Source organism: Paenibacillus sp. J2L1-98, from assembly GCF_056269405.1.
Window position 1 is genome coordinate 1041660 of record NZ_JBWDNW010000001.1, and the last position, 22795, is coordinate 1064454.

The following is a 22795-nucleotide window of genomic DNA, read 5'->3' on the forward strand; positions in this document are numbered from 1 at the left end:
TTTCATTGTTTTTTGGGTAGCAATTCCGACGCATGTACGGCAACCATCACCGGGACCTGGAATAAAATGTAGGCCAGCTCGTCCGCGTTCGAATCTTTGTTCCACTTGATGTTCCTGTCTTCGAGATACTGTTCTTGTTTTTCAGCCAATTCTGTACGGCCACGCGGATCGGTCAGTTGTATTTCCGCCGTGTTCGCGTCGATCTTGATAAAGTCGCCGTCCGCGCCGCCAGGCAGGACGTCTTCCCAAGTCAGATCGTTCCATACGTTATTCTCGGATTGACCGATATCCAAGCCGAACCGAGGTTCACCCGGACGTTCTTTTATGACGAAAAACCAGCCTGGATCGTCGCCTGGATGCTCGCCAGTTCCGCCTATCGCTTCTTCGATTTTCAAATCGAATCCTATGAAATAGATGTCCGGATCCGCTTTCGCCTCATATAATGGCGTTTTGATTTTGCTATGCGGCGGATTCGCCTGCTCCTGTGCAGTCAGCTCTGCCGGAAGCCGTTCCTTTGTTATGTCGATCGTGCCATCCGGTTTCTTTTGCCATTGCGCCCTTTGAGCGTAAATGACAGCAGTCGGATATTTTTTCAACAATTCGCCGCGAATGACCAATACCGCTTCTTCTTCCTTTTCACCATTGGCTTCCCGTTGATCATGATCACCTAGTTTCGAAGCTTGCGGCCAACGATGCAATGGTGGGATGTCCCGCAGCTTCTCCTTGCGTTGCTCCGAATCTTGAATGGTAGGATCATAACGGCTGCTTACGTCCCAAAATTGCCTGAAATAGCTGCCCCGCTGGTCGGTCGGGAATTCCCGCCACAGCAACTCTCGGGCGAATTCATGATTTAAGCCGACCATATAGGACTCGATGAATTTCTGGTTCGTCTGCAGAAGCGAAATGCTGTTTTGCGCAATAAAATTGATGTTCGGCAAAAACAATTCCGTCGATATTTTGAGCAGCGGCTCGTACATCGGCATATCGAATTGCGGATAGGCCATCGCTTCTACAATACTTTCACCTGCAAGTGTAAAGTACGACCCCGGCAGTTGTATGTAGCTTAGTACCATTTCCGGAATCGTCAATTCCGGATTAAGTCCTTTGATCATTTGCCCCGCCATACGTTGTATATCAAGCTCCTTCAGCGTTGGCAGGTATCCAGCCTTGCCGCTGCTTTGCACGAATGCATGGACATCACGCACTGCGTTTTTGAATCTAACTGCTTCCTCGCTATCCAATCTGCCGATGCTCGGCACAAAGGCATCTCCGACGCTAACAATTTTGAAGTCTGGACTCAGCGGATATTTGGACACGTCTTCCCGATTTTGATTCTGTTCCAGCACAGACTCGGCTTGCTTTACGCCTTTCGCTAATTTGGCCAAATAACGAAATCCAATTAGTAAGCCCCCGATTAATAGGCCGACGATCCACATAGGCGCTTTCAATAAAAATGCAATAAGCGCTAGGATGAGCACCACGGCCAACATGAAGGGCCAATATTGCACCCAACTATACTTAGAGATAAGTTCCGTAACGATGTCGGGAGCGATCGACCGCTTCAAATTTTTCGCAAGCTCTCCTAGTGTCGGTAGCGATTCAGGCGTCAATTTAGGAGGCGCGGGGGACACTATCTCGCTGTTGATTTTTTCGAGAAGCCGATCAGTTTGCGCCCTGTCTGCAAACGGTAGCTTACGCATGACGCGTCCGGAAGGACGGACGATCCGTCTCATCGGCGCGGAGACGATCGCTTGTGGAATGCGGCTCGTATGGATGTGATGGTATATCGTTGTATCCTCGGTCAAGATCCGTTTATTCAGTGGAGCAGTAAATATTAGTGTTTTCTCGAGGCTAATCTCTTCCAGCGGTTTAATATGATTGTTGTAAACGGCTTTGGACGCTTCCTTCGCCAATTGGGCTTGCCTGATTTTGCGGTTGGCCTCGAGAATGTCACCTACCTGTCCCCAAGCCGCGTCCATATATTCTTCTTGTTTTTGTTGAATGACCTTCGTGCCAAAGCCCGTGGCCGCGCGCCATCTCGGATCGAGGTTCAGTTCATGAATCCAGTTGTCGTTGTTAGGGATCGGCGAGCCGTCTCGATTGTTCAACAAACGGTGGATCATGGCATGCCAGCGGCCATATAACGGAGGCACGATCATTGGATCGTCATCCGCGTCCAATCTCGAATTCGAATTGGCGGCAGCAGCCTCTTCATAGGCGTATTCATCCGCTAGATTAATAAATGAGGCCAATTGCTTTTGAAACGGATGCGGCTCGGTCCGCGGCAACTTCGTAACGCTGTCCTTCTCGAACAGCTCGTTTTTCTTTACGGTGCTGAGCGAGTCCAAATCATGCAAACGGTCCCAGTTCTCATACGTCAGCACGACGTCCTTGTCTTCTTTCGTCATCGAGGCGAACGGGACTTGCAGGGCGCCGCCTAATTTCAGAATGCCGCCTAGCCGCGAATCCGTAATTCCGCTAACCGGCGCGCCGGGAGCTTGCACATCCATATCTCGCCTGCCGACGCGGCTGTCGACCGACTTCGGCTCCAGCATCCGCACCAAATATTCGAAGTCGCCAACCGTGCCTGTCCGGAAGTACCAACGATGGTAATAAGGGAATAGCTTCGCAGCGTCATTCGCGCTCCAGGCCGATTTCGTTGCTGGGCAATTCGTAGGGATGTCTAGTCCTAGTCCAGCTAAACGTCCGGTTTCGAACACCGGAACCAGAAACGCGTGATAAGCCTTATTCGCAGCCAATTTCCTTGGGCAGACGATTCGGGAGTAGGCCAAATCCGGATTGCGGTTCACAGCTTCACCCAGCCGCGGAAGCAGAGCGTTCAAATCACTGCTTTTGACGTTGTCGGCCAATTTCACGATGTCTTCATTAACGTGAGCATGTGCCCATGCCCACAGCTGGCCTTCAGGCGGAAGCACGTCTCCTGCGTCGTTGACTTCGATGTATGGCAGCGGCTTATTTGTGATGTCTTTGCCGTCCTCGAACTCTTCTTCCGTCAGTACGACAAGCATAATCCACGGACGCAGCCTGCCGAGATTGTCCGGCGCCGCAGGCGTGTAGCGCCACGGAAAGTCCTCGTCATAAAACTCAATAGATGGAATGTAATTGGGCTCGAAATTCGTTATCCAGTTGCGCGGCTCCGTCTTGATGATCGCTTTCGAATCGATACCGATAATGTCGCCAGGCCCGTATAAGGCGATACGTTTCGTTACGGAATCCTGTTTATCGCCATCGATCCCTTCGCCTTTGAGGTCCAAAGTAATTTCAACGGAAGCCCGCAGCACTACGTTCAAGTCGTGATCCTGGGTCTTAATGTTATTCGCGATTCCGTTGCGAATCCACGGGAGGAACGAATAGGAAGCGATTTCCTCTGTCATACGGCCCTCCTCGTTTCAGCCTGCGGAATGACATGCAATTCGTCTCGCAGGTTCGGATTTTTTTTCACCTGTTGCTTCATGAAATCCAACGCCTGAACATGGCTTTCGAATGAGGCTGCTTCGTCGCTGAAGGGCGAGTTGTCGCGATTGTAGACGACGGCGTAGCGGGTTGTACCAAGCTTTATTTTCTCGGTAGCAGGTTTTTTGTGCACCGTACGTTTGCGGGACAAGGGGGATTCCGTGACGGCACTGCCTTGCAGGAAGAAATTGAACAGCACGCCGATGAAATTGATAAACGGAATGACTAAGCGCTTGTAGTTCGTATCGATAATGACCTGTTCGTACCGCACAACGCGCTTCACCGCGCTTGCCGTCTTCGTCTGTACGCCTTCGACGGATAATTCCAGTCCTCCCTTTGCCTTTTCATAAGCGGGAGCGCTCAGCTTTTCAGCGTCTGATTTGTTATTGAACTGCGCCATGGCAAACATCTCATCCAAGGCGCCCTTTTCCTCCATTGCGGGCTTTGCTGAGACTTCCTTCGCGGCGGTAACCTTAAATCGATTGGCGTCGCTAGGCTTTTGCGCGCCTATCTTATCGATGCCAAGCTGCAAAGGCACGAACCGCTGGCTGATCTGCAACGTGCCTAACGGGTGCAGGATCAAGCCCTCGGTCGTTTTGATTTTGCGAAGCGACACGAGAATGCGATTCGCATCCGGCACGCCGGCTTTCCAGTTGTCGACTTTCTGCAATTCCGCTTTGAGCAATGGCATGACGTCGATCGGCGGCAAGTCAGTGTTGTCCGCTTCGCCCCAGCTATGGCTGAAATCAACGTCAATATCGACGAGCAGTAGCGAAATCGAGCCGGTGCCTTCGACACGCCAAGGCGTCGGGCCGCTTAGTGAACCGTTTATTCGCACGCTTAATAAGTCGACGCCGAACACTTTGACGGACATCGACGAAGATATCGTGATAAGAAATTGGAATGGCGAGAATTGGAATAGTGCATCGAAGGCGATAAACCCGTCAACTTTAAACGCGTCCAGCCCGAAGTACAGTTCCGCCCTGGCTCCGAACTGGGCGGTATTCGAAGTGACTGCGAAATAGCCTTCTACGCGTATTCTGGCCTGCCGTTCATTAAGGAGACTGATCGCGATACGGTTAGGCTCGGGAAACGGCAATGGCGGCGGATTGAACGCAGGATGGAATCCTCCGATGCTAACAACGAAGTTGGGTTCATCGCCCCAAGAGACAAGTACACCAATCTGGCCATCTATCGTCATGGTTAGCAACCGCGATTCATAAGTAGTCGCATAGAACCATGCCTGCTTCTTATCGAACTCGATCGCTCCGATGAAATTCACCTGCAAGCATAGAATCGGATCTTCCTCATCCGGAAGCGCGACTTTCAACACGCCTATGATGGCGATATTTCCAGGAATTTCGATTATGACACCCAGCGACAGCGTCACGAGGTTCGGCGTGCCCCAGCCGATTTTGGCCATCGGACCGATGAGGAAAATGTCTTTTTGCGGCGGGAAAAAGCTGTTCAAGTCGCTAATGATGCGCGGAGCGTTCTCCACAACGTTCGCCGGGAACATGACGCTATTGATCGCGCCTGTGCGCACGCCTTCGGTGAGCGGCTGCAGCAGCATCGTGCGATTAAGCCCGATCAATCCTCCGACGCCGCTTAGCGTGAAGCCGAAGCCCAGCTGTAACGGCGATCCGAATTCCGCCGTGAGGATGAATAACAACGAAAATCCTTTGGAGCCGTCCGGCATACGCGTTGTTAGAATGCCAATTGCCTTAATGGTCAGGAACTCAGAAATCTCGATTTCGAGCGCACCCGTATACTCTTCCTTGTTCGGATTGAAATACAAATAGCCGCCGCCTTTGACCACGCCGGTGTCGATGGATATGCCAAGGCCATTGGGTGGACGAAAGCCGAACTTCGTATTTACTGGACCTAAGTTGCCGCTTCGATCCGCGGGAAACGAGAGCTCCTGAGAGAAGCCGATATTTTCCACTACGACTTTCAGCGGTCCAAGCTCTGCTTTGATCGTCGAGGTGACTTCAATCGGTATATGGCCGTCTTTGGGCTTAATGGCAATCGTCAAGCCCTGTATATCTATTGGACCAAGCTGAATGTGAGCGGGAATTTGCACTTCGATCCCGGCGCTTCCTTTAAAGTAAACCCCTTTCGACAAGGATACGCCGACAGCCAGTTCGAAAGTTGCATCGATGCCTGACGACGGCAGCAGGGAACTTAGGAACGAATCCCCTTCGCCTGTCGTGATGAGCAAATTGATCGCTTTAATAGCGATTTCCGCGCCCGCGTCTTGCCCCGAAGGCGTTGACTTTCCGAATATTTTCGTGGATATTCCGGAGACGGACAAATGCGTGCTGTTCATGTCCCCGAACAAGTAAAAAACCTCGATTTCCCCGTTGCTTGCGTTTTTTTTCTGCTGAACGGCGAGGCCTGTATCCAGACTGCCAGCGCTTAAGGGTGCCGTGAACAAATTTTGCAGAAATTCCAGGGAAAATGGCGGGCGAACAATGAGACCTAATCCCGAATCGATACTCAAATTTGTTTGCAGTAAGGCTTCCCAGCCGTCGCCTAATGCGAAATCGAGCTGCGAGGAACCGCTGAAGTACGGTATGAACGCAATACCTTTCTTCTTAGCGTCATGCGCTTCAGCCGGGCTAATATTCAATCCTAATTGCATATACGAGTCCGGATAATGTCCTTTGGAGAAAATCGGAATTCTTAGCTCACGCAGTCCTGCGGTGGAGTTCCCGAGCGCATTTTTGACGTTGTCGTTCTGTTTGTATAGTCCGCCTTGAACTGCCATTGCCCTAAGAAACCGATCGAGTCTCGCAAGAAAAACGTCCGCGTTGAAATTTGTATTCCACTGGTAAAATTCATCGAAAACTTTGCCGGGTTCGGTTAAATATCGCGGAAGCTTATCCCAGTTTACGACTTTTAACTTGCAAGCGGACTGAAAGACGGCATCATCGTTTGCAAGCAGATCTTCGTCCAATATCCCCATAAGATAGAGGGCACCGAACAGCTTCGGATATCTTTTTTGCAAATTATCGAATATCAAATAGTCTAGCAGTCTTCTCGGCAATTGATCGATGTGCGCATTCTGAATAAATGCCTGGGAAATGCCGGGAGCGGCACTGATTGCGACCTCCAGCTTATGCAGTTCGTTCAGCGCTTCATTGATTACCGGAAGCAAAGACAGCAAGGCTTTGAGCTTTTTCTCGTCGGTGTCGGCATCAATCACCGCTTTCGTCGCGGACACGACGGCGTCGATTTTGGCAAAGGACTGCGACAAAACGGTAACTAAATCGACCACAGGCACTTTAATACCCAGCTTTGCGAGAAAATCCAGCACCTTGTCAGCTGAATTAAGCGTTTTCAAAGGTGACAGCAAATGCGCCGCTTCAATCAGCGTTCTCTCTGAGACGGTATACTTGTCCATATCCTTCACCCGACCATATCTTGGACTGTTAATTCATTAAAATTTCCCCAATGTAGATGCGTGTCGTGATCAGCTCTATGAGCATCGGCTCCGTCGCCGTTGAACTTGGGTGCTGATCCCGAAATAATGTGCCTGAATCCCCATTGCCTGCATGCGGCGATGATCGTCCTACGTTCCGCCGGCGTATCCAAATGAATGGTGTCGATGCTGTCTCCATTCGGGTGTTCTTTGCTTGGATAGCTGGTAGCATCCGCAAAACACATTCCCTCAGATTGCACATTTAGAAAGTTCAACTGTGCCAAAACGCCGATGAAAGCAGCGAAACACCCCGGGTTTGCATATCTCCTTTGCGTATTCAAAAAAGTGTAGTGTATGTGGTACTGCGTTCCGCCAAATTCGTAGGATTTATTCAAGAAATCCGGCATCCGAACGATCACTACCAAATCATTCGCGTCATTGGAAGCAAGCCGGTATCGAAGGATGCCATAGTCTCTGTTTCCTGCTGCTGGATTGCCTCTCGTAACGATATCGCCGTTCGCATAATAATAGTTCTCAAAAGCGTCCCCCCCCGGCGCAGGCCCATTGCGCGTAAAGCCAGCCGGTACATTGACGGGATTGGAATTGTTGGCAACCCCTATTCCATTTGCTCTTGTACGAGGCTTGAAGATTTTGCATGGGGCAATGAATCTTTCGTTATCCAACTGGTCGTGGTAGTAGAAATTTACGATTCTAATCGGCTCATGAGGGGATAAGTCAGGGATCTCTTTAATAAATCGGTTCTCTACTTTGCCGATCATCCTTTTTCTGCCGCCTAAGTCCTCTATCGGGTTCCACTCATTTGCAACATGGTAGATTTCATAGGAGATCCGATTCACGATTCTAAATCTTGCACCGCTATTGTATTTATCGCTCGGGCTTAAAAACTCATCGGTTATGCGTGAGCCGATGACTTCTTGGCCAAAAAAAGCCGAAGTATTGTCCGTAAGCCGCGCCACGATTTTCAGTTCGGCTGTATTGCCTGCCAAATGATTGGCCCAAGCTTCGAAAACATTTCGCGTGCTTGGTTTTATAGATAGTTTAAAAATCACTTTATCTTGATGGTCGATTTGATAATACTTTTTGGTGACAGCGGTAAAATCGTCATTGTTGTTATTTCTTAAGTCGTCGTGATTGCCGACTGCTTTGACTAGTGAAGAAACATAGTTGTTGATGCCGTTTCCGGCCAATATTTCCAGATTCGCTGTGCTGTCGTTAAGCGTATTGTCCAAAGGCTGAACCTGTAGCGTAAGTTCCTTATTTCTGCAATGCAGCGTCTCTACAATTAAATAGACTTGCCTGCCGAGAACGTTGTCGTAAGTAGGCTGATCGTTCAAGCGCACGCCATTGTCATCTAATCTTATGGCGCTGCTGTCGATTCTTTCAAAATCGAATACATATTCCGTGCCATCGATTTGCTTTACAATTTTCCTGGCGAAATAAGCTTTCAAGATTCTTGGCGCAACGTTGAGCACGGTGTAGATCGCGGGCGACCATGCCATCTCGGCTGTCTTTACAGCTTTGTCCGAGAAAGTCTCGATTTTATTGATCGGTTCCCTGAAGTAATGCGTCAGTAGACTTTTTAGAAAATCGGGATGGTCCTTCATATCGCTGAATTGGATAAAGGGCCACGTGCTCGATTTGTTCTTGCACTCGTTGCAGCTGTTTTTCTTCGAGCATTCGAACAAATATTTAAGCACGATCGCTGTCAGCTTTATCGCTGATTTCGGGAATAAGGTCAAATTGTATAGCTCGACAAGCTTCGGAATATCATTGGTAATTCGAAACTTCGAATCCATGATTTTTTGAGGTACCGTTCGTAATATTTCCCCCTCTATGTCGTTAAAGGTCATTAGCCAATTGTCCCGGATAATGTTAAATACCGGATTGCCCGATCCGATATCCACCGTATCGAAATCGGGCACTGAGGTCGAGACAGGCATAATATCGCTTAAAATATGAACAGGAACGGCGCAAATCCCGTTGCTGAAGTTGCCTTCATATCTCGTGTCATCGTTAATTAAAGATTTCAAATCTCGATTCGCAAAGTTATTCAAATCAAACAATATATTGGATGAATGGCTAGTGTTCGAAGCAACCAGCAAATTGCAGTTGATGATCGAAGCAATGACTTTTTGCATGGCCTCGCTCTCCGAGGGACCGATTTCTACAATATTGCTATTCCATTGGATCAATCCTGTAGGCAAATAATCCTTCATATGGTTGATCAAATAATTGGTAGAATCCGGATTGCCCGCGAATGCAATCGTCTGGTTGGCCGACATTAGACCCAATTCACTGACGTTCAAGAGATTAATCAGCTGATGTTCTACGCTCAGCTTTAGCTCCTCGGCGCCTTTCCTCACGACACACGTAACTTGCAGCTTATCGAACAGCGGTACTCCGCCTGCATCAAAAACATCAGATTCGAAGCCGATATCGTACTCCGCCTCGCTCGCCTCAGTCGAAGCTGTTAGAAAACCGTTCGCGTCAACGCGCTCGCCGTTCAGATATAGCTCGTGGCTCCAATCAATGCTATCCGCGCTTGCCGTGTTCTCGATCAAGAGCACGTACTTGTTGTTAAAGGGCAGATTGACGCCCACTCTAAGCGTTTTTGGCAAAAAACTTAACAAGCATGCCCGCTGATTGTCGATTCGATTGCTACCCTTCGCGAATAAATCGCTAAGCTCCGACAACGGAACACTAGGATAACATTGATTGATTCTCGGAATGTTCACCATAATAGCGAATTCCTCACCTCTTAACGCGGCATAGCCGGCAATAGATAGATTAAACTCAATTAGAGTTTAATCTAAAAAACTAGAAAAATCTACCTGTTTTTATGGACAATTAAATGTTAATGAGTTCATAAAATTCATCCCAAATTCGTTTCTTCCACCGGTCATTCCAATAAACAAATGCCACACTCCAACTCGGAGGTGGCACTTGTTGTTCTATTGCTGCTATAGCTATCAAACTATCCTTTTACCGAACCCAGCACCATTCCATTGAGGGGTCTTAGATCGAACTTGCTAAATTCGTCCCTAAGTTTCTTATCTACTTTTTCGACTAGTGTTTTCTTGGTTGAGACACTTAATTACGACTATGTGAGTTAATTTTCCATCGTATTGAGAATTGATCGCCATCCACTAGATATAAGGCTTTTTAAGGTGTGCTGTACTTCAAGTTTATCTCATTAAGTCATCATGTTAAAGTTGTAGTCATTGCAGCTTTAAACAATTCAAAGAGCAACATTGAGGTAGTTCTCCGTTAGCATCAATAAATTAACCCGAACTGCTATGAAGCAATTCCCCGGCATTCTGAACGAAAGTGATGAGCATGAAATTGAATGCTTTGCTTCAGTTATTTGAAGGAGCGGTGAATACTGCTCTCCGAAAGACTTTATATTAACTTGAACCGATCGGTCTCAATTGCCCCTTCGTTGAAAGCATGACGAGTTACATTCAAAGGCATGCATACATTTTACGTGTATCAACGGGATTTTTATAAGGCATGTGATAGCGAAAGAATTGGAAGGATATCTGCAAAAGATGTTATGCGCGGTATCATTCGATTCTTTCATAAATCGGCCACAATAAATGGAATTCATCATTTAATGAATAGATCATCAAAACTATGGAAAAGCTTCACGAGACTCAGCTTCCTCTCCCCCACTTGCGAGTCCTTTTTGCCGATATGGCAGGATTCACTTATGTACTACCTGGCATGTCGCTCGCCTTATCTCTGAAGGTACTTTTGTCGATACGCTTCTACGTACAGATTTCGCCATACGCAGGTATCCAATCTACGGGGTGGCCGGCCCCTCCTACGGTTGGACTTTCATGAAGTAGACAATGCGTGCATCTCGGCACGCTAAAATTATAAAGACCCTTGATTTCTCAAGGGTTTTAGCATTTTAAATATGGTTTGAATCTAAGGGGTTCGAGTCCTACATCATAGCTTCTAGAACTTCATTTCACCTCTTCGCCTTATAAAACTCATGATAAAGCTTCATCAAAGCTCTTTTCTCGATACGAGACACATAACTTCTAGAGATACCGAGTTCCTTTGCAATTTCCCTTTGTGTCCGCTCATCTCCGCCATGCTCTAGCCCGAAACGGCCGATGACAACTTCCTTCTCCCGGTCATCCAATATATCGAGGTTTTTATATATTTTGCTTTTCTCAATCTTCAGCTGCACCTTATCAACAATATCATCGGCCTCCGTGCCGAGGATATCTATAAGCGTAATTTCATTTCCTTCCTTATCCGTGCCGATCGGATCATGCAAAGAAACGTCCTTCCGCGTCTTCTTCAATGACCTCAAATGCATAAGTATTTCGTTCTCGATACACCGAGCAGCGAAAGTAGCAAGCTTCGTCCCTTTTCCGGTTTGGAAGCTTTCGATCGCCTTGATCAATCCAATCGTGCCGATCGAGATCAGATCCTCCAAGTCTTCCCCAGTATTGTCGAACTTTTTGACGTTATGAACACAACCCAATGTAATTTGAGTTTTACAACTGATACATCACCCTAAACACCATCGCCGTACGGCTAGCGAGCTGTAATTCGAGCTTACCAGCCGCCCATTTGAACTGCGAGCGCGGTCCAAAACCGCCAAAACGCGCGTCGTCCGTATCAAAAATCAGTTCAACAGGCGTTGAGTCAAAACTGACAAATTTCGTGTCCGTCGGATGGAAATTGAAAGCAAAGAGCAAATCGCCCTTCTGGTAGGCTAGCAATTTATCGTCGTTTTGAATCCACTTCTGTTGCAGGCTTGCGGTCTTCTGTAAAAATTTTGAATCGTGCTCCAACGCAATCATCGCATTGTCAAAATCGAGCAAATACTGAAAGCGAAGCTCTGGATTGGTCGCAAGCGACCATTGCCGCCGCGCATGGTCAAACGAGTCGCCATTACCCTCGCGCGGAAAATCGAGCCATTCAGGATGGCCAAATTCATTGCCCATAAAGTTCAAATAGCCCTCGCCTGCAAGCGAAAAAGTGACAAGCCGCAAAACTTTATGCAGCGCGATCGCACGGTCAATAATCAGCGACTGCGAATGAACATCCATCGAATAGTAGAGCTCAGCATCCGCGAGCCACATCATGAGCGTCTTGTCACCGACAAGCGCCTGATCGTGACTTTCCGCATAGCCGATATTTTTCTCTCCTGGCCGCCGCTTCGTCAGCTCCCACCAAAGCCCCATCAGGTTCAGCTGATCATCCGATTTCGTCTTGAGCTGCTTGATCCAGTAGTCAGGAATGCCCATGGACAGACGATAGTCAAATCCAAAGCCACCATCAGCCAGCGGGAGCGCCATACCTGGCATCGCAGACATATCTTCAGCAATCGTCAGCGCTGATGGATTGACCTCGCGGATCAGCTCATTTGCGAGCATCAGATAGACGATTGCCTCGATGTCCTTATCCATTGAGAAATATTTCTCATAGCTGTCAAAGCCCGTCCCGAGCCCATGATGGTGGTAAAGCATACTCGTCACGCCGTCAAAGCGGAAGCCGTCAAAATGATAAACTTCGAGCCAAAATTTCAGATTCGATAGCAGAAAATGAATGACCTCGTCCTTGCCATAGTTAAAAAGCTTTGTGTTCCAAGCCTCGTGCTCTCCGCGATCGCCAAAGTGGAAATATTGCGACGTCGTGCCGTCAAATAAATTCAGTCCTTCGCCCACATTTTTCACCGCGTGCGAATGGACGACGTCTAATAGGACACGCAGCCCCAGCCCGTGCGCTGTGTCGATCAATTCCATCAGTTCGTCAGGCGTTCCAAAACGGGAGCTGATTGCATAAAAATTTGATACCTGATAGCCGAAGCTCGCGTAGAGCGGATGCTCCATAATCGCCATCAGCTGGATGGTGTTGTAGCCAGCCGCCTTGATCCGCGGCAGCACGTCGCGCGTAAATTCCTCGTAGCTATTGATCTTATGCTCCTCTGAAGAGATACCAATGTGCGCCTCATAAATCAGCGGCGCTTCAGTTGACAGGTCGGGTGCGGCATTTTTGAACTGATAGGTTGGCTGCATAATCACACCATCAAATTGATAATTATCATTTTGTATGGCGTAGCTGATGTAACTCGGCACGCGATAGAGCGGCTCACCATCCACGATCAGTTGAACCTTAACCTTCGAGCCGATTGGTAGGCTGCCCGGCATGCGCAGCTCCCAAACACCGCCATTCAGCCGCGTCATCTCGTGCGAAAGCCCATTCCAGCCGTTGAAATCGCCGACCAGATACATCATCTCCGCATTCGGCGCCCATTCACGGAAAGTCCAGCTGTCGCCGTCCTGATGAAAACCGAAATATTTGTAGCCATTCGCAAAATCCGAAAGTGTCTGATTTTCACCACTCAACAGCCGATTTTTCGTCCGCTCAAATTCCGACATCCGTAGCCGCAAGTCTCCCTCAAACGGTGCCAGCCACTGGTCAATCTCCAAAATTTTTAATGATTCGTTTATCGTCGCAACTTCCATAGTCACACCTCACTAATGTATCTATTGTATCTATGGTACATTTGCAGCATCTCTTGGTGCGTTCTCTCTTTCTCTATAAAGAATTATTCGCCCAGTAGTTAAGCACTCCTGCCCTTAACATTAATTCAATAAAAACGGGAGCTCATCATATGATCTTTACAATATATTTTCTTGAAATCATGGAATCTTTAGGATAAAATTGCAAAACTGGAGTCTGAGGGGGGACAAAAAGGATGAACTTTATTTTTTTCTCGCCGAATTTCCCAAAGTACTGCACCGAATTCTGCTTTCACTTGAAAAACTGCGGAGTGAATGTGCTTGGCATCGGCGATGCAGATTATAACGATCTCAACGAAAAACTGAAAAATTCCCTTACGGAGTACATCAAAATTAATCGTCTGGAAAATTACGACGAGGTTCTGCGCGCGGTCGGTTATTATACCCATAAATATGGTAAAATCGATCGTTTTGAATCACTTAACGAGCATTGGCTGATTCTTGACGCGCGCATTCGAACGGATTTCAACATTTTCGGTACGAAGCTCGATTTTATATCCAATTTAAAACAAAAATCGAAAATGGAAAAGTTTTTCAATAAAAGCGAGGTCGAGTCCATACGTTCCATAACGAAATTCCATCGGGTGAAGGCAAAAAAATTTATCGAGAAGATCGGCTATCCCGTCGTCGTAAAGCCAAATCAAGGCGTGGGAGCGAACATGACTTACAAACTCGCGAGCGAGTCGGAGCTGGAGCATTTCTTGCATACCAAACCATCGGAAGTCGAATTTATTATGCAAGAGTTTATAGACGGCGTCTTGCTAACCTACGACGGTCTTGTCAACAAAGATGGAGAAATCGTATTCGCAGCAAGCCACGAATTTCCGCATAGCATCATGGATACCGTAAATTCTGGAAATCATTTCAGCTATTATGGTTTAAAGGAAGTAAGTAAGGAAATCGAGGAATCCGGAAGAAGGATCATTCGAACCTATGGGATCAAAGAAAGCTTTTTTCATCTCGAGTTTTTTAAATCCAATGCGGATGGAAATATTATTGCGTTAGAAGTCAATATGAGGCCGCCGGGTACGTGGATGACGGATGCGATCAACTTCACTTACGATATCGATATTTACAAGCTATGGGCGAATATGATTGTTAACAATCAGGTGGAAGGACCTTTTGCCGGTAAGTATTATACCGGGTTTGCCAGTAAAAAAAACCACCTCACCTACGCTCATGAGCACGAAGAGATCATGCAGCGATATCATCATGAAATTGTCAAACACGACAGCATTACGGATGTGCAAAGCCAATCTAGAGGAAATTATGCGTATCAATTTCGTTCAACGGACTTTGATAAAGTGAAACAAATTACAGCTTATATTCATGCTGTGGAAAATAGAATCAAGGTGTTCTCATGAAAGTAACCTATCACAAAGCATATAGCGGCAACTTGCATCGGGACATGGAATACAAAATATACGGACATCAAGGGAAGCCCTTACTTGCTTTTCCGACCTCCTGCGGACGGTTTTATCAGTATGAGGAATCCGGCATGATCAGCACGTTGGAAAGTTATATTGAACAAGGAAAAATTCAAGTTTGGACATGCGACAGTATTGACGAAGAGACTTTTTATGCCAAGAACTCGACGACCGATGAGAAGATGAAACTCCATGACCAATATGATGCCTATGTGAAAGATGAACTCATTTCTTCCATTCTCCGTCAAAGCAAAGAGAACAACGGTGGAGACACGCAGAAGATCTTGGCGACGGGATGTTCGCTCGGGGCTTATCACAGTACCAATATGTTTTTCCGGCACCCGCAATATTTTGACAGTTTAATTGCTTTAAGCGGTTTGTATTCGACCAATCGATTTTTTGGAGAAGAGGTCCCTCCTTCAGCTTATTTCCATTCACCGCTTCACTATTTAAGAAACTTGGAGGACGCTTTTTATCTGAATCAATACAGGAACAGCAAAATCATCATTTGCACAGGCCAAGGCGCTCATGAAGATTTAATGCGATCGGAGACGCAGAAGCTCAAGGAAGTGCTGCAGGAGAAACACATCCCGGCAAGCGTTGAATTTTGGGGGTACGATGTCAATCATGACTGGTACTGGTGGAGGAAGCAAATCCTTTACTACATGGATCGCTGCTTAAGTTAAAAAACGCCAGTCCTTTCATTACTGCCTCATACCTTGTTCAGACGATGATTGTCGACACCAAAAAAGCTTGAGAATGCTCTGACATTAGCATTCTCAAGCTTTTCCTACTTCTTCGCCTTATAAAACTCATGATAAAGCTTCATCAGCGCCCGCTTCTCGATCCGCGACACATAGCTGCGGCTGATGCCGAGCTCCTTCGCGATCTCCCGCTGCGTCCGCTCTTCCCCGCCGTGCTCAAGGCCAAAGCGGCCGATAACGACTTCCTTCTCACGATCATCGAGAATATCTAAATTCTTATAGATCTTCGATTTCTCTATCTTCAGCTGCACCTTATCCACGATATCATCAGCCTCAGTACCGAGGATATCGATCAACGTAATCTCATTGCCTTCCTTATCCGTGCCGATCGGATCACCGCGTCTTCTTCAAAGACCGCAAATGCATAAGTATTTCATTCTCGATACAACGAGCTGCAAACGTCGCGAGCTTCGTTCCTTTTCCGGTTTGAAAGCTCTCGATCGCCTTAATTAAACCAATTGTCCCAATGCTGATTAAATCCTCGAGATCCTCGCCGATCCTTTCATCGTTTTATTATAAATGTATTGTTCTTGTACAAATCACTTTGGCCAATTTTTCATTATGAGTGGCCGCTTACTATTATCGCAGAGAAGATGGGATTTCCAAGTATCCATGCTTTCAGCCGTTTCTTCAAAACAGTCGAGGGTACCGCACCTTCCTTTTACCGCAGCAGCAAAAATTAATCCGGTACCCAAAGCGGGCGCCGGAATCAGGCAATCAGATCGATAATCGTTTAATAAATTAAGAAATGATGATATGTTGAGGAGGGAACTGTTTATTCTTCTTGGAATAATTTTTTGTAGTTATCATATGAGTTCCATTTTCTCCGTGGGTAACTGTACAAAAGTGGCCATCACCTCAAGATCGAGTAATGGCCACTTTGAGTGCTTACTCTTTCATGATGGATTCCCAAACCCGATACATGATAACCGCGGCTTCCGCGCGCGTTGCTTTGCCTTGCGGATTCAGATTACCTTTATCGCCTTGGATAAGACCCATTTTGATCAGAACGGACAATGATTCAAAGGCATAACTAGATACTTTGTTCGCGTCGGAATATTGACTCATATCTGCCGATTCGACCTCTCCGAGTTTCCCTACCGCTTTAAGCGCCCTCGCCGTCATCACCATCATATCCTGTCTTGTAATGAGTGCCTTCGGATTGAAGTTATTATCGCCACTGCCTTGGGCGACGCCCAGCTTTTTGGCAATCCCCAACGCTTCAAAGTAATAATCACTTGGCTTAACATCATTGAAATTGGTTGTGCCCTTCACTTTTAACTCCAGCGTTCTTATCAGCATCAGCATGAAGTCTGCCCGCGTAATTGCTCCGGAAGGATTAAACGTATTCGCCGATGTGCCGTTCACGATTCCTCTCGAAGCGAGAACTTCGATCTGATTCTTGGCCCATGAATGACGGTCTAAGTCCCCGAAAGACTGCTGTACAAAAGCAACGGCATAAGTACTGAAGTGCGTTGTGGTAAACACGACTTTCCCGGATTCTTTATCATATCTACCGTTCGGTACTGAAGCTGCTTTTCCGGATTCATCGATATACAGCACTACGATATGCTCCGAATTTCTTTGCTCTTCTAAGGTTGGAGAATAGTCGACCGAAACCGTAACCGGTGCATCGGGATTGTTCCACGAAATAGACTTTCCGCCTGCGCTTATGGCGAGATCCAACACTGGACGGTTGCCGACTCGGCTGCTCATATCCGCATCAACTTTGGCAAGGACCGCTTGGCGGATGGTGATCGAAACCGCGCCTGCTCCATTCACGTCCGTTGCGATCAACATGTCGTTGCGCACGCTCATAGTACCCAGCGGTGTACGGATCTCGAATTCAGCCTGCATCTGCGTCGTATTGAGATAGGCGACCGGAAGCTGCAGCGTATATCCATCCGCTCCACCGACACTCTCGATCTCAATTGCCACCCGCTTCGTTCCTCCGCTGCCTGCATCCGTCGAATTCAATGCTTTTTGCAGAATATCTGCACTTATCGAAGCCTGTGCAAGATTGGAATCGTCTAGCTTAGCTTTAACCGCCGCTTTGACCGTGCCGTTATTGTTCGTAACCGTTTCGCCTGATATCGGTGTCGGCGATGGCGTACTGCCCCCCGGGTCGCTGACAGCTTGTACCGTTACATTCGCGGTAGATGTATACCCCCCATAAGTAGCCTGGATGACCGATGTCCCTGCGCTCATGCCCATGACCAAGCCGCTTGCGCTTACCATAGCCACAGCCGGGTTAGAGGAAGTATACTTGGCATCAGCCGTCACGTCGATCTGCGGCGCTCCGAGCGTATTTATCGCATCGGTAACGGATACGGCGCGTATAGCCGATTGATGGCTTTGCGATACCTTTAACTTGTAATCGCGATTATCCATCCTAATTTTGCTGATGGATTCGTCTCTCCAAATACTTTGCATGTCATTGATTTGCAGAGACAATACTTTAACGTTTCCGCCAACCGCATAGACTTCAAGACCTTTATTTCCCGGGCCGGGGAAAATCGTATCGGAAATGACGGCCTTCCCGTTATTGCCGAACACCTCTACCGTTGACCAGTCTACAAAAACCGACATCCGAATACGGTTATTCTCAGGCGTCATCGCTGCCTCATGCTTAGCGGCGAAATCCGGATGGAAATCCGTCGCGCCTGAATTTGTTCGGTCGACAAACAATTGCTTGTTATTGACATCATATCCGATAGTCGTTTCCTCTTCTGTTGATTTCCGTACCTTAAACCCGAATTCGGTCGCGGTCCCCAATTCGAACTCTGCAATGATTTCCGCTTTGGCCGTGGATACGTCAGCCGTCGGATTCATGTCAGGCTGTAACGTCACGTCTTGCAGCGTCTTAATCGGCTTCCTAAGGTCGCTGAGCTCCTCCACCGGCGATTGGATCAGACGGAGGCCCTCCGGATAAGACTTCAGCTTGATTTCACGCGGAATCGACATGTTGCCGCGCCATTCTTCTGATGGCAACGTTCCGGCATAACGCCAGTTGTTCATCCAGCCCACCCATAATTTCCGTCCGTCCTGGGGAGGTATGCCGCCCCATGTTACAGCCGCGTAGAAGTCGGATCCGAAGTCGACCCATTTTACATCATCAACCGAATCAAGCGGCTCATCCGGCGTGAAGGTCGTGCCGTCGAAATTGCCGACAAAGTACATCATGCCTGATCCGCCTGCGGGCGTATCCGGGTCGTTCGGATTCACGCCGTTACGGTCACCGACACTGAGCGTCAGAACCCATTTCTTCTTGGCCTGTTCCCCGTCGACATAGATGGGGAACAGGTCAGGACATTCATAGATTCCGCGATGCGTTCCTGCCGTATCGGCCCCGAACGAGCTGGCAAAGGTCCATTCCTTGAGATTCGGAGACGTATAGAACTCCACTTTTTCTTTGACGGCAAGCGACATGACCCACTTGGACGACTCTTCATGCCAGAACACTTTAGGATCACGGAAATCGAGAGTCGTCGTCGGGAACAAGACAGGATTTCCTTCGTATTTCGTCCATGTCCGACCTTTATCCTTGCTATATGCAATGCTTTGGACTTGTGGTTTGCCTGGCTGCGCCTTGTTGTCATTATTCGTAAAGATCGCAACCAGCCCGGATCCTTCCTCGTCGAAAAAGCCGCTCGTATTGTTCGTATCGACCACCGCGCTGCCGGAGAAGATGGCTCCGTCCTCACCCGGTGCAATTGCTGGCGGAAGCTCTTCCCAATGCACAAGATCTTTGCTCACGGCATGTCCCCAGTGCATCCTGCCAAAGTCAGGCTGCGTAGAGAAAGGCGTATTCTGGTAGAACAGATGGTATTCGCCCTCGTAATAGACCATACCGTTCGGATCGTTCATCCAGTTCTTCTCGGGCGTGTAATGGTATTGCGGTCTGTAAGTCTCGCCGTAACGCACGGCAGGCGTGTTCATGACGAAATCGTCGACGCTGATGTATCCGAACGGGCCCTCATTCTTCTGATCCGAAATCATCAGATACACTTTTTGACCAACATAAGCAGACGCATCCCAAGTCACTTCACGGAACTGATCCGAATTCGAGCCGGTAGCCTTGAGGAGAACCTCATCGGTGTCTGCTTTGATAAGCGCCGCATAGAGCTTGTCGGCATCGCTGCCGCCGGCAATAAGGAACGAAATTTTACCGTTGCCGTTCAGTTCAAAATCTCTCGATTTCAAAGCGCCTGTCAACGCGTCACTTCCTGCTTTTTTGCCTGACAAATAATAAGCGCCCTCATGCCCGAAACCTGCTGCATTGCTTACCGCTTGGCTGAATGCATTTCCATCAACTGTCCAGCCGGTCAAATCTCCCGATTCGAATCCGAGGTTGAGCGCGGAGCCGAACGGATTAATTGTCCGGACATCGTCGAAGTTGATATGACCCCAACCACCAGTAGTACGGTCTATGACTCTGAAATAGAGCTCTTCGCCAATATATTGCTTTGCATCCCAATCTACGCGCTTATACTTCTCGTCGTCATACCCGGTTTGTTCAAAAATCACTTCACCTGTGGTATCGCGCACAAGCTGTACCCCCAGCTCACTTGCAGACGGCCTGCTGCCGCCGGCGATCAGGAACGTGATTCTACCGGTGCCTTCCAGCGTAAAGTGAGCGGATTCCATGACTCCTGTTGTATCGTCGCCGCCGTTCAGATAGCCCCAAATATGGAAATTGCCATGATGAAGGAACGGCTCTGTTCCATGATGCGTGATCTTGGAGTCCGCGATGCTTTCATTCACGAATGCGGTCCCTTCAAGAACCTTCCAACCGCGCAGATCTCCCGATTCAAAGTCAGGGTTGATGATCGTCGAGGAAACATAGTAGTTAAAGTCGTCCACATACAACCGACCAGTCGTTGATTGATCGACCACCTTGAAATAGAGCTGCTCATCCATATAAGGAGACAGGTCCCATTCTACCGTTTCGAAAGCATTCTTTCCTGAAGAAGCTACCCGCTTTAATTCGATGTTGTCACCAGCCCGATAAAGTGCCACATAAAGATCGGCTTCGTTATCGCCGGCTAGCTTGAAGTTCACTTGTCCCGATCCCGCAAGCCGGAATATGCTGGATGTTAGCGAGCCCACTCCTTCTATGCTGCTTTGTGCGTACGCATGACGCTGATAACCGGGAATGACAGCCGTATCGCCTTCTGCAACCGTGAATGCATCACCATCCGCGATCCAGCTCTCCAAGCCGTTTCTTTCAAAATCTTCGTTCAGCATCGTATAAGAGCCCTTGTTCTTATTCTGTACATGAAAATCATCCACATTGACATGTCCGGCCCCGCTGTCGACTACGCGGATAAACAGCTTCTTGCCGAGATAGGCTTCGGCATTCCATACGATCCGTTTGTAGCGGTCCGAACCGCTGCCCGTCGCTTTGAAAACCGTTTCCCCCGAGTCCTCCCGCACGAGCTCCACATATTGGCCTTCAGGATCGTTGCTGCCGCCGATCAAAAAGTCAATTTCGCCCGAACCGAATAGTTTAAAGACCGACGAAGTTAAGGTCCCGCTTGGCTCATCGTCCGACCCGGAAGAAGCGTGGTAGTTTCCACTATGTCCATAAGCCTGTCCTTCGCTGCTCGCAGCTTCGTTTGAAACCGTAAAGGCCTCTCCTTCTGTAGTCCACCCGTTAAAATTACCTTCCTCGAAGCCTGCATTCACAATGTTGATCTGTTCCGTATTATAAACGTGAAAATCGTCTGCATTCACATGCTGCCAGCCGCCGCCGGCAGCCTTATCAACGATCCGGATAAATACAAGCTCGCCAAGGTAAGCAGATGCATCCCATACAACACGATGATAGCCTTCGGTGCCGGCAAAGGCTGTATGCGTGCTTTTGATGAGCTCTTCCCCATCCGATTCGCGAACCAAAGCAACATATTGCGTATCAGCCAAGTTACCTCCGCCGATCAGGAAATTGATCTCACCCGTACCACCTAGTTGAAACCGGGTCGATTCGAGAACTCCTGCTTTAACGTCGTCTCCCCAGAAGTGATATTGGCCTGCGTTATTGATCGGATCCTTATGCCAGTAATCGACGTCCGAAGTAACACGCCCCGGAGCCTCCCCTTCTGCCACGGTCCAGCCGTTTAAGTTTCCCGTCTCAAAACCGGGATTCACGATTTCATGAGTAGTGGCGGAAGCTTCTTCCGCAAAGGCAAGATCATACGGTGCTCCCGGAGCAATAACTCCGGTAAAGGTTAACAACAAAGCCAAAAGGAGCGATACTGACTTATTCGCCTTTCGAAATTTACGAATATTCGTAATCATAGAAATGGTATCCCCAATCCTCATATTTTAGCTATTCATTATGAAACAGTTCAAGCAATCGTTTACGTAAACGATTATGTTGACCGTCTGAGTGGCGGTTTCCTTGAAATGAGTGTGATTTTCTTAATGGCATCTTCCATTTAACCGGAATGTCCATATAATAAATCCGGTTCAGGCCGCTTGTATCCCCATAAGTCGCGTAATCGCTTTCTTTTTTGAGCATCGTCTGACCTGCGTTTGCCAGGTTTGCGTTCGGATCCTGCGTCAATTTCATTTTCAACAGCTTTTGCTCATCGCGGTCTGCGATGTACGTGCCTTCGCTGTCCGCTAAAAACGCTCTACCGCTTTTGCCTACCTTGATTGATGATATCATTTTCTGCAAGTTCTTCAGGTCGATATTGGCTGTTACGACACCCCGGAAGTCACCGTTAAAATGATAAAACGGCGCTGTCGTAGTCAGCACCGCCGACTTGGAATTTTCATCAAAATACGGCTTCGTCCAAACCACGGATTGATCCGTATCTTTCCCGAAGCGTAAACGGCTGTTGCCGTCCTCTGACGGCAAAAGCTCGTTTCACGGTGAAATATAAGCAGGTATAAGGGTGAAACTTATAAATTCTTATATGTTCAAAGATGTCCTCCCCTAACGTCTTGCTGATTCGCACTGCGAGGGAAGGACCTCTCTTTGTTTAGCCGCGGCTGCGTAAACGGTCAAGCAGAACCGCCACAACGATAACCCCGCCCTTTACAATTAATTGCCAATAATAATCTACATTCAATAAGGTCAAACCGTTCGTAAGCACGCCCATAATCAATACGCCGATAATCGTGCCCTGGATCCGT

General features: G+C 48.0%; 9 protein-coding genes and 1 pseudogene. 2 read left to right on the top strand and 8 right to left on the bottom strand.

Annotated elements, in window-relative coordinates; all coding sequences use genetic code 11:
• Nucleotides 1–2: 2 nt before the first annotated feature.
• From AC0YNZ_RS04595 to AC0YNZ_RS04615, 5 genes are all read right to left on the bottom strand, one after another.
• Nucleotides 3–3395, bottom strand: coding sequence for a hypothetical protein (locus tag AC0YNZ_RS04595; protein ID WP_110771653.1), 3393 nt, complete (start codon nt 3393–3395; stop codon nt 3–5).
• Nucleotides 3392–6880, bottom strand: a complete 3489-nt coding sequence (locus AC0YNZ_RS04600) for a DUF6603 domain-containing protein (protein ID WP_475825458.1) — start codon at nt 6878–6880, stop codon at nt 3392–3394. The genes AC0YNZ_RS04595 and AC0YNZ_RS04600 overlap by 4 nt, the downstream gene beginning before the upstream one ends.
• 5 nt (nt 6881–6885) lie before the next feature.
• Nucleotides 6886–9657 carry a hypothetical protein gene (locus tag AC0YNZ_RS04605; protein ID WP_475825459.1) on the bottom strand — a complete coding sequence of 924 codons (2772 nt, stop codon included), beginning with the start codon at nt 9655–9657 and terminating at the stop codon, nt 6886–6888.
• A 1235-nt stretch (nt 9658–10892) separates the two neighbouring features.
• Complete coding sequence (sigK, locus tag AC0YNZ_RS04610) at nt 10893–11441, bottom strand: RNA polymerase sporulation sigma factor SigK (protein ID WP_081417215.1); 549 nt, start codon at nt 11439–11441, stop codon at nt 10893–10895.
• Nucleotides 11431–13407, bottom strand: a complete 1977-nt coding sequence (locus tag AC0YNZ_RS04615) for an alpha-amylase family glycosyl hydrolase (protein ID WP_475825460.1) — start codon at nt 13405–13407, stop codon at nt 11431–11433. The genes sigK (AC0YNZ_RS04610) and AC0YNZ_RS04615 overlap by 11 nt, the downstream gene beginning before the upstream one ends.
• A 233-nt stretch (nt 13408–13640) precedes the next feature.
• On the opposite strand from AC0YNZ_RS04615, the gene AC0YNZ_RS04620 reads away from it, so the two are divergent.
• Nucleotides 13641–14828 (top strand): ATP-grasp domain-containing protein, encoded by a 1188-nt coding sequence (locus AC0YNZ_RS04620; RefSeq protein ID WP_475825461.1) that lies wholly within the window; start codon nt 13641–13643, stop codon nt 14826–14828.
• Nucleotides 14825–15577 (top strand): esterase family protein, encoded by a 753-nt coding sequence (locus AC0YNZ_RS04625; RefSeq protein WP_475825462.1) that lies wholly within the window; start codon nt 14825–14827, stop codon nt 15575–15577. The genes AC0YNZ_RS04620 and AC0YNZ_RS04625 overlap by 4 nt, the downstream gene beginning before the upstream one ends.
• A gap of 104 nt (nt 15578–15681) precedes the next feature.
• Here the strand turns inward: AC0YNZ_RS04625 and sigK (AC0YNZ_RS04630) are convergent.
• The 3 genes and pseudogenes from sigK (AC0YNZ_RS04630) to AC0YNZ_RS04640 form a co-directional block, all read right to left on the bottom strand.
• Nucleotides 15682–16159, bottom strand: a pseudogene (gene sigK / locus AC0YNZ_RS04630) (RNA polymerase sporulation sigma factor SigK); the annotation flags it as partial.
• A 384-nt stretch (nt 16160–16543) separates the two neighbouring features.
• Nucleotides 16544–21952: a GH32 C-terminal domain-containing protein gene (locus tag AC0YNZ_RS04635; protein WP_475825463.1), complete on the bottom strand. Its 5409-nt coding sequence runs from the start codon at nt 21950–21952 to the stop codon at nt 16544–16546.
• A 31-nt stretch (nt 21953–21983) separates the two neighbouring features.
• Nucleotides 21984–22517: a PDC sensor domain-containing protein gene (locus AC0YNZ_RS04640; protein ID WP_475825464.1), complete on the bottom strand. Its 534-nt coding sequence runs from the start codon at nt 22515–22517 to the stop codon at nt 21984–21986.
• Between the last annotated feature and the right edge of the window lie 278 nt (nt 22518–22795).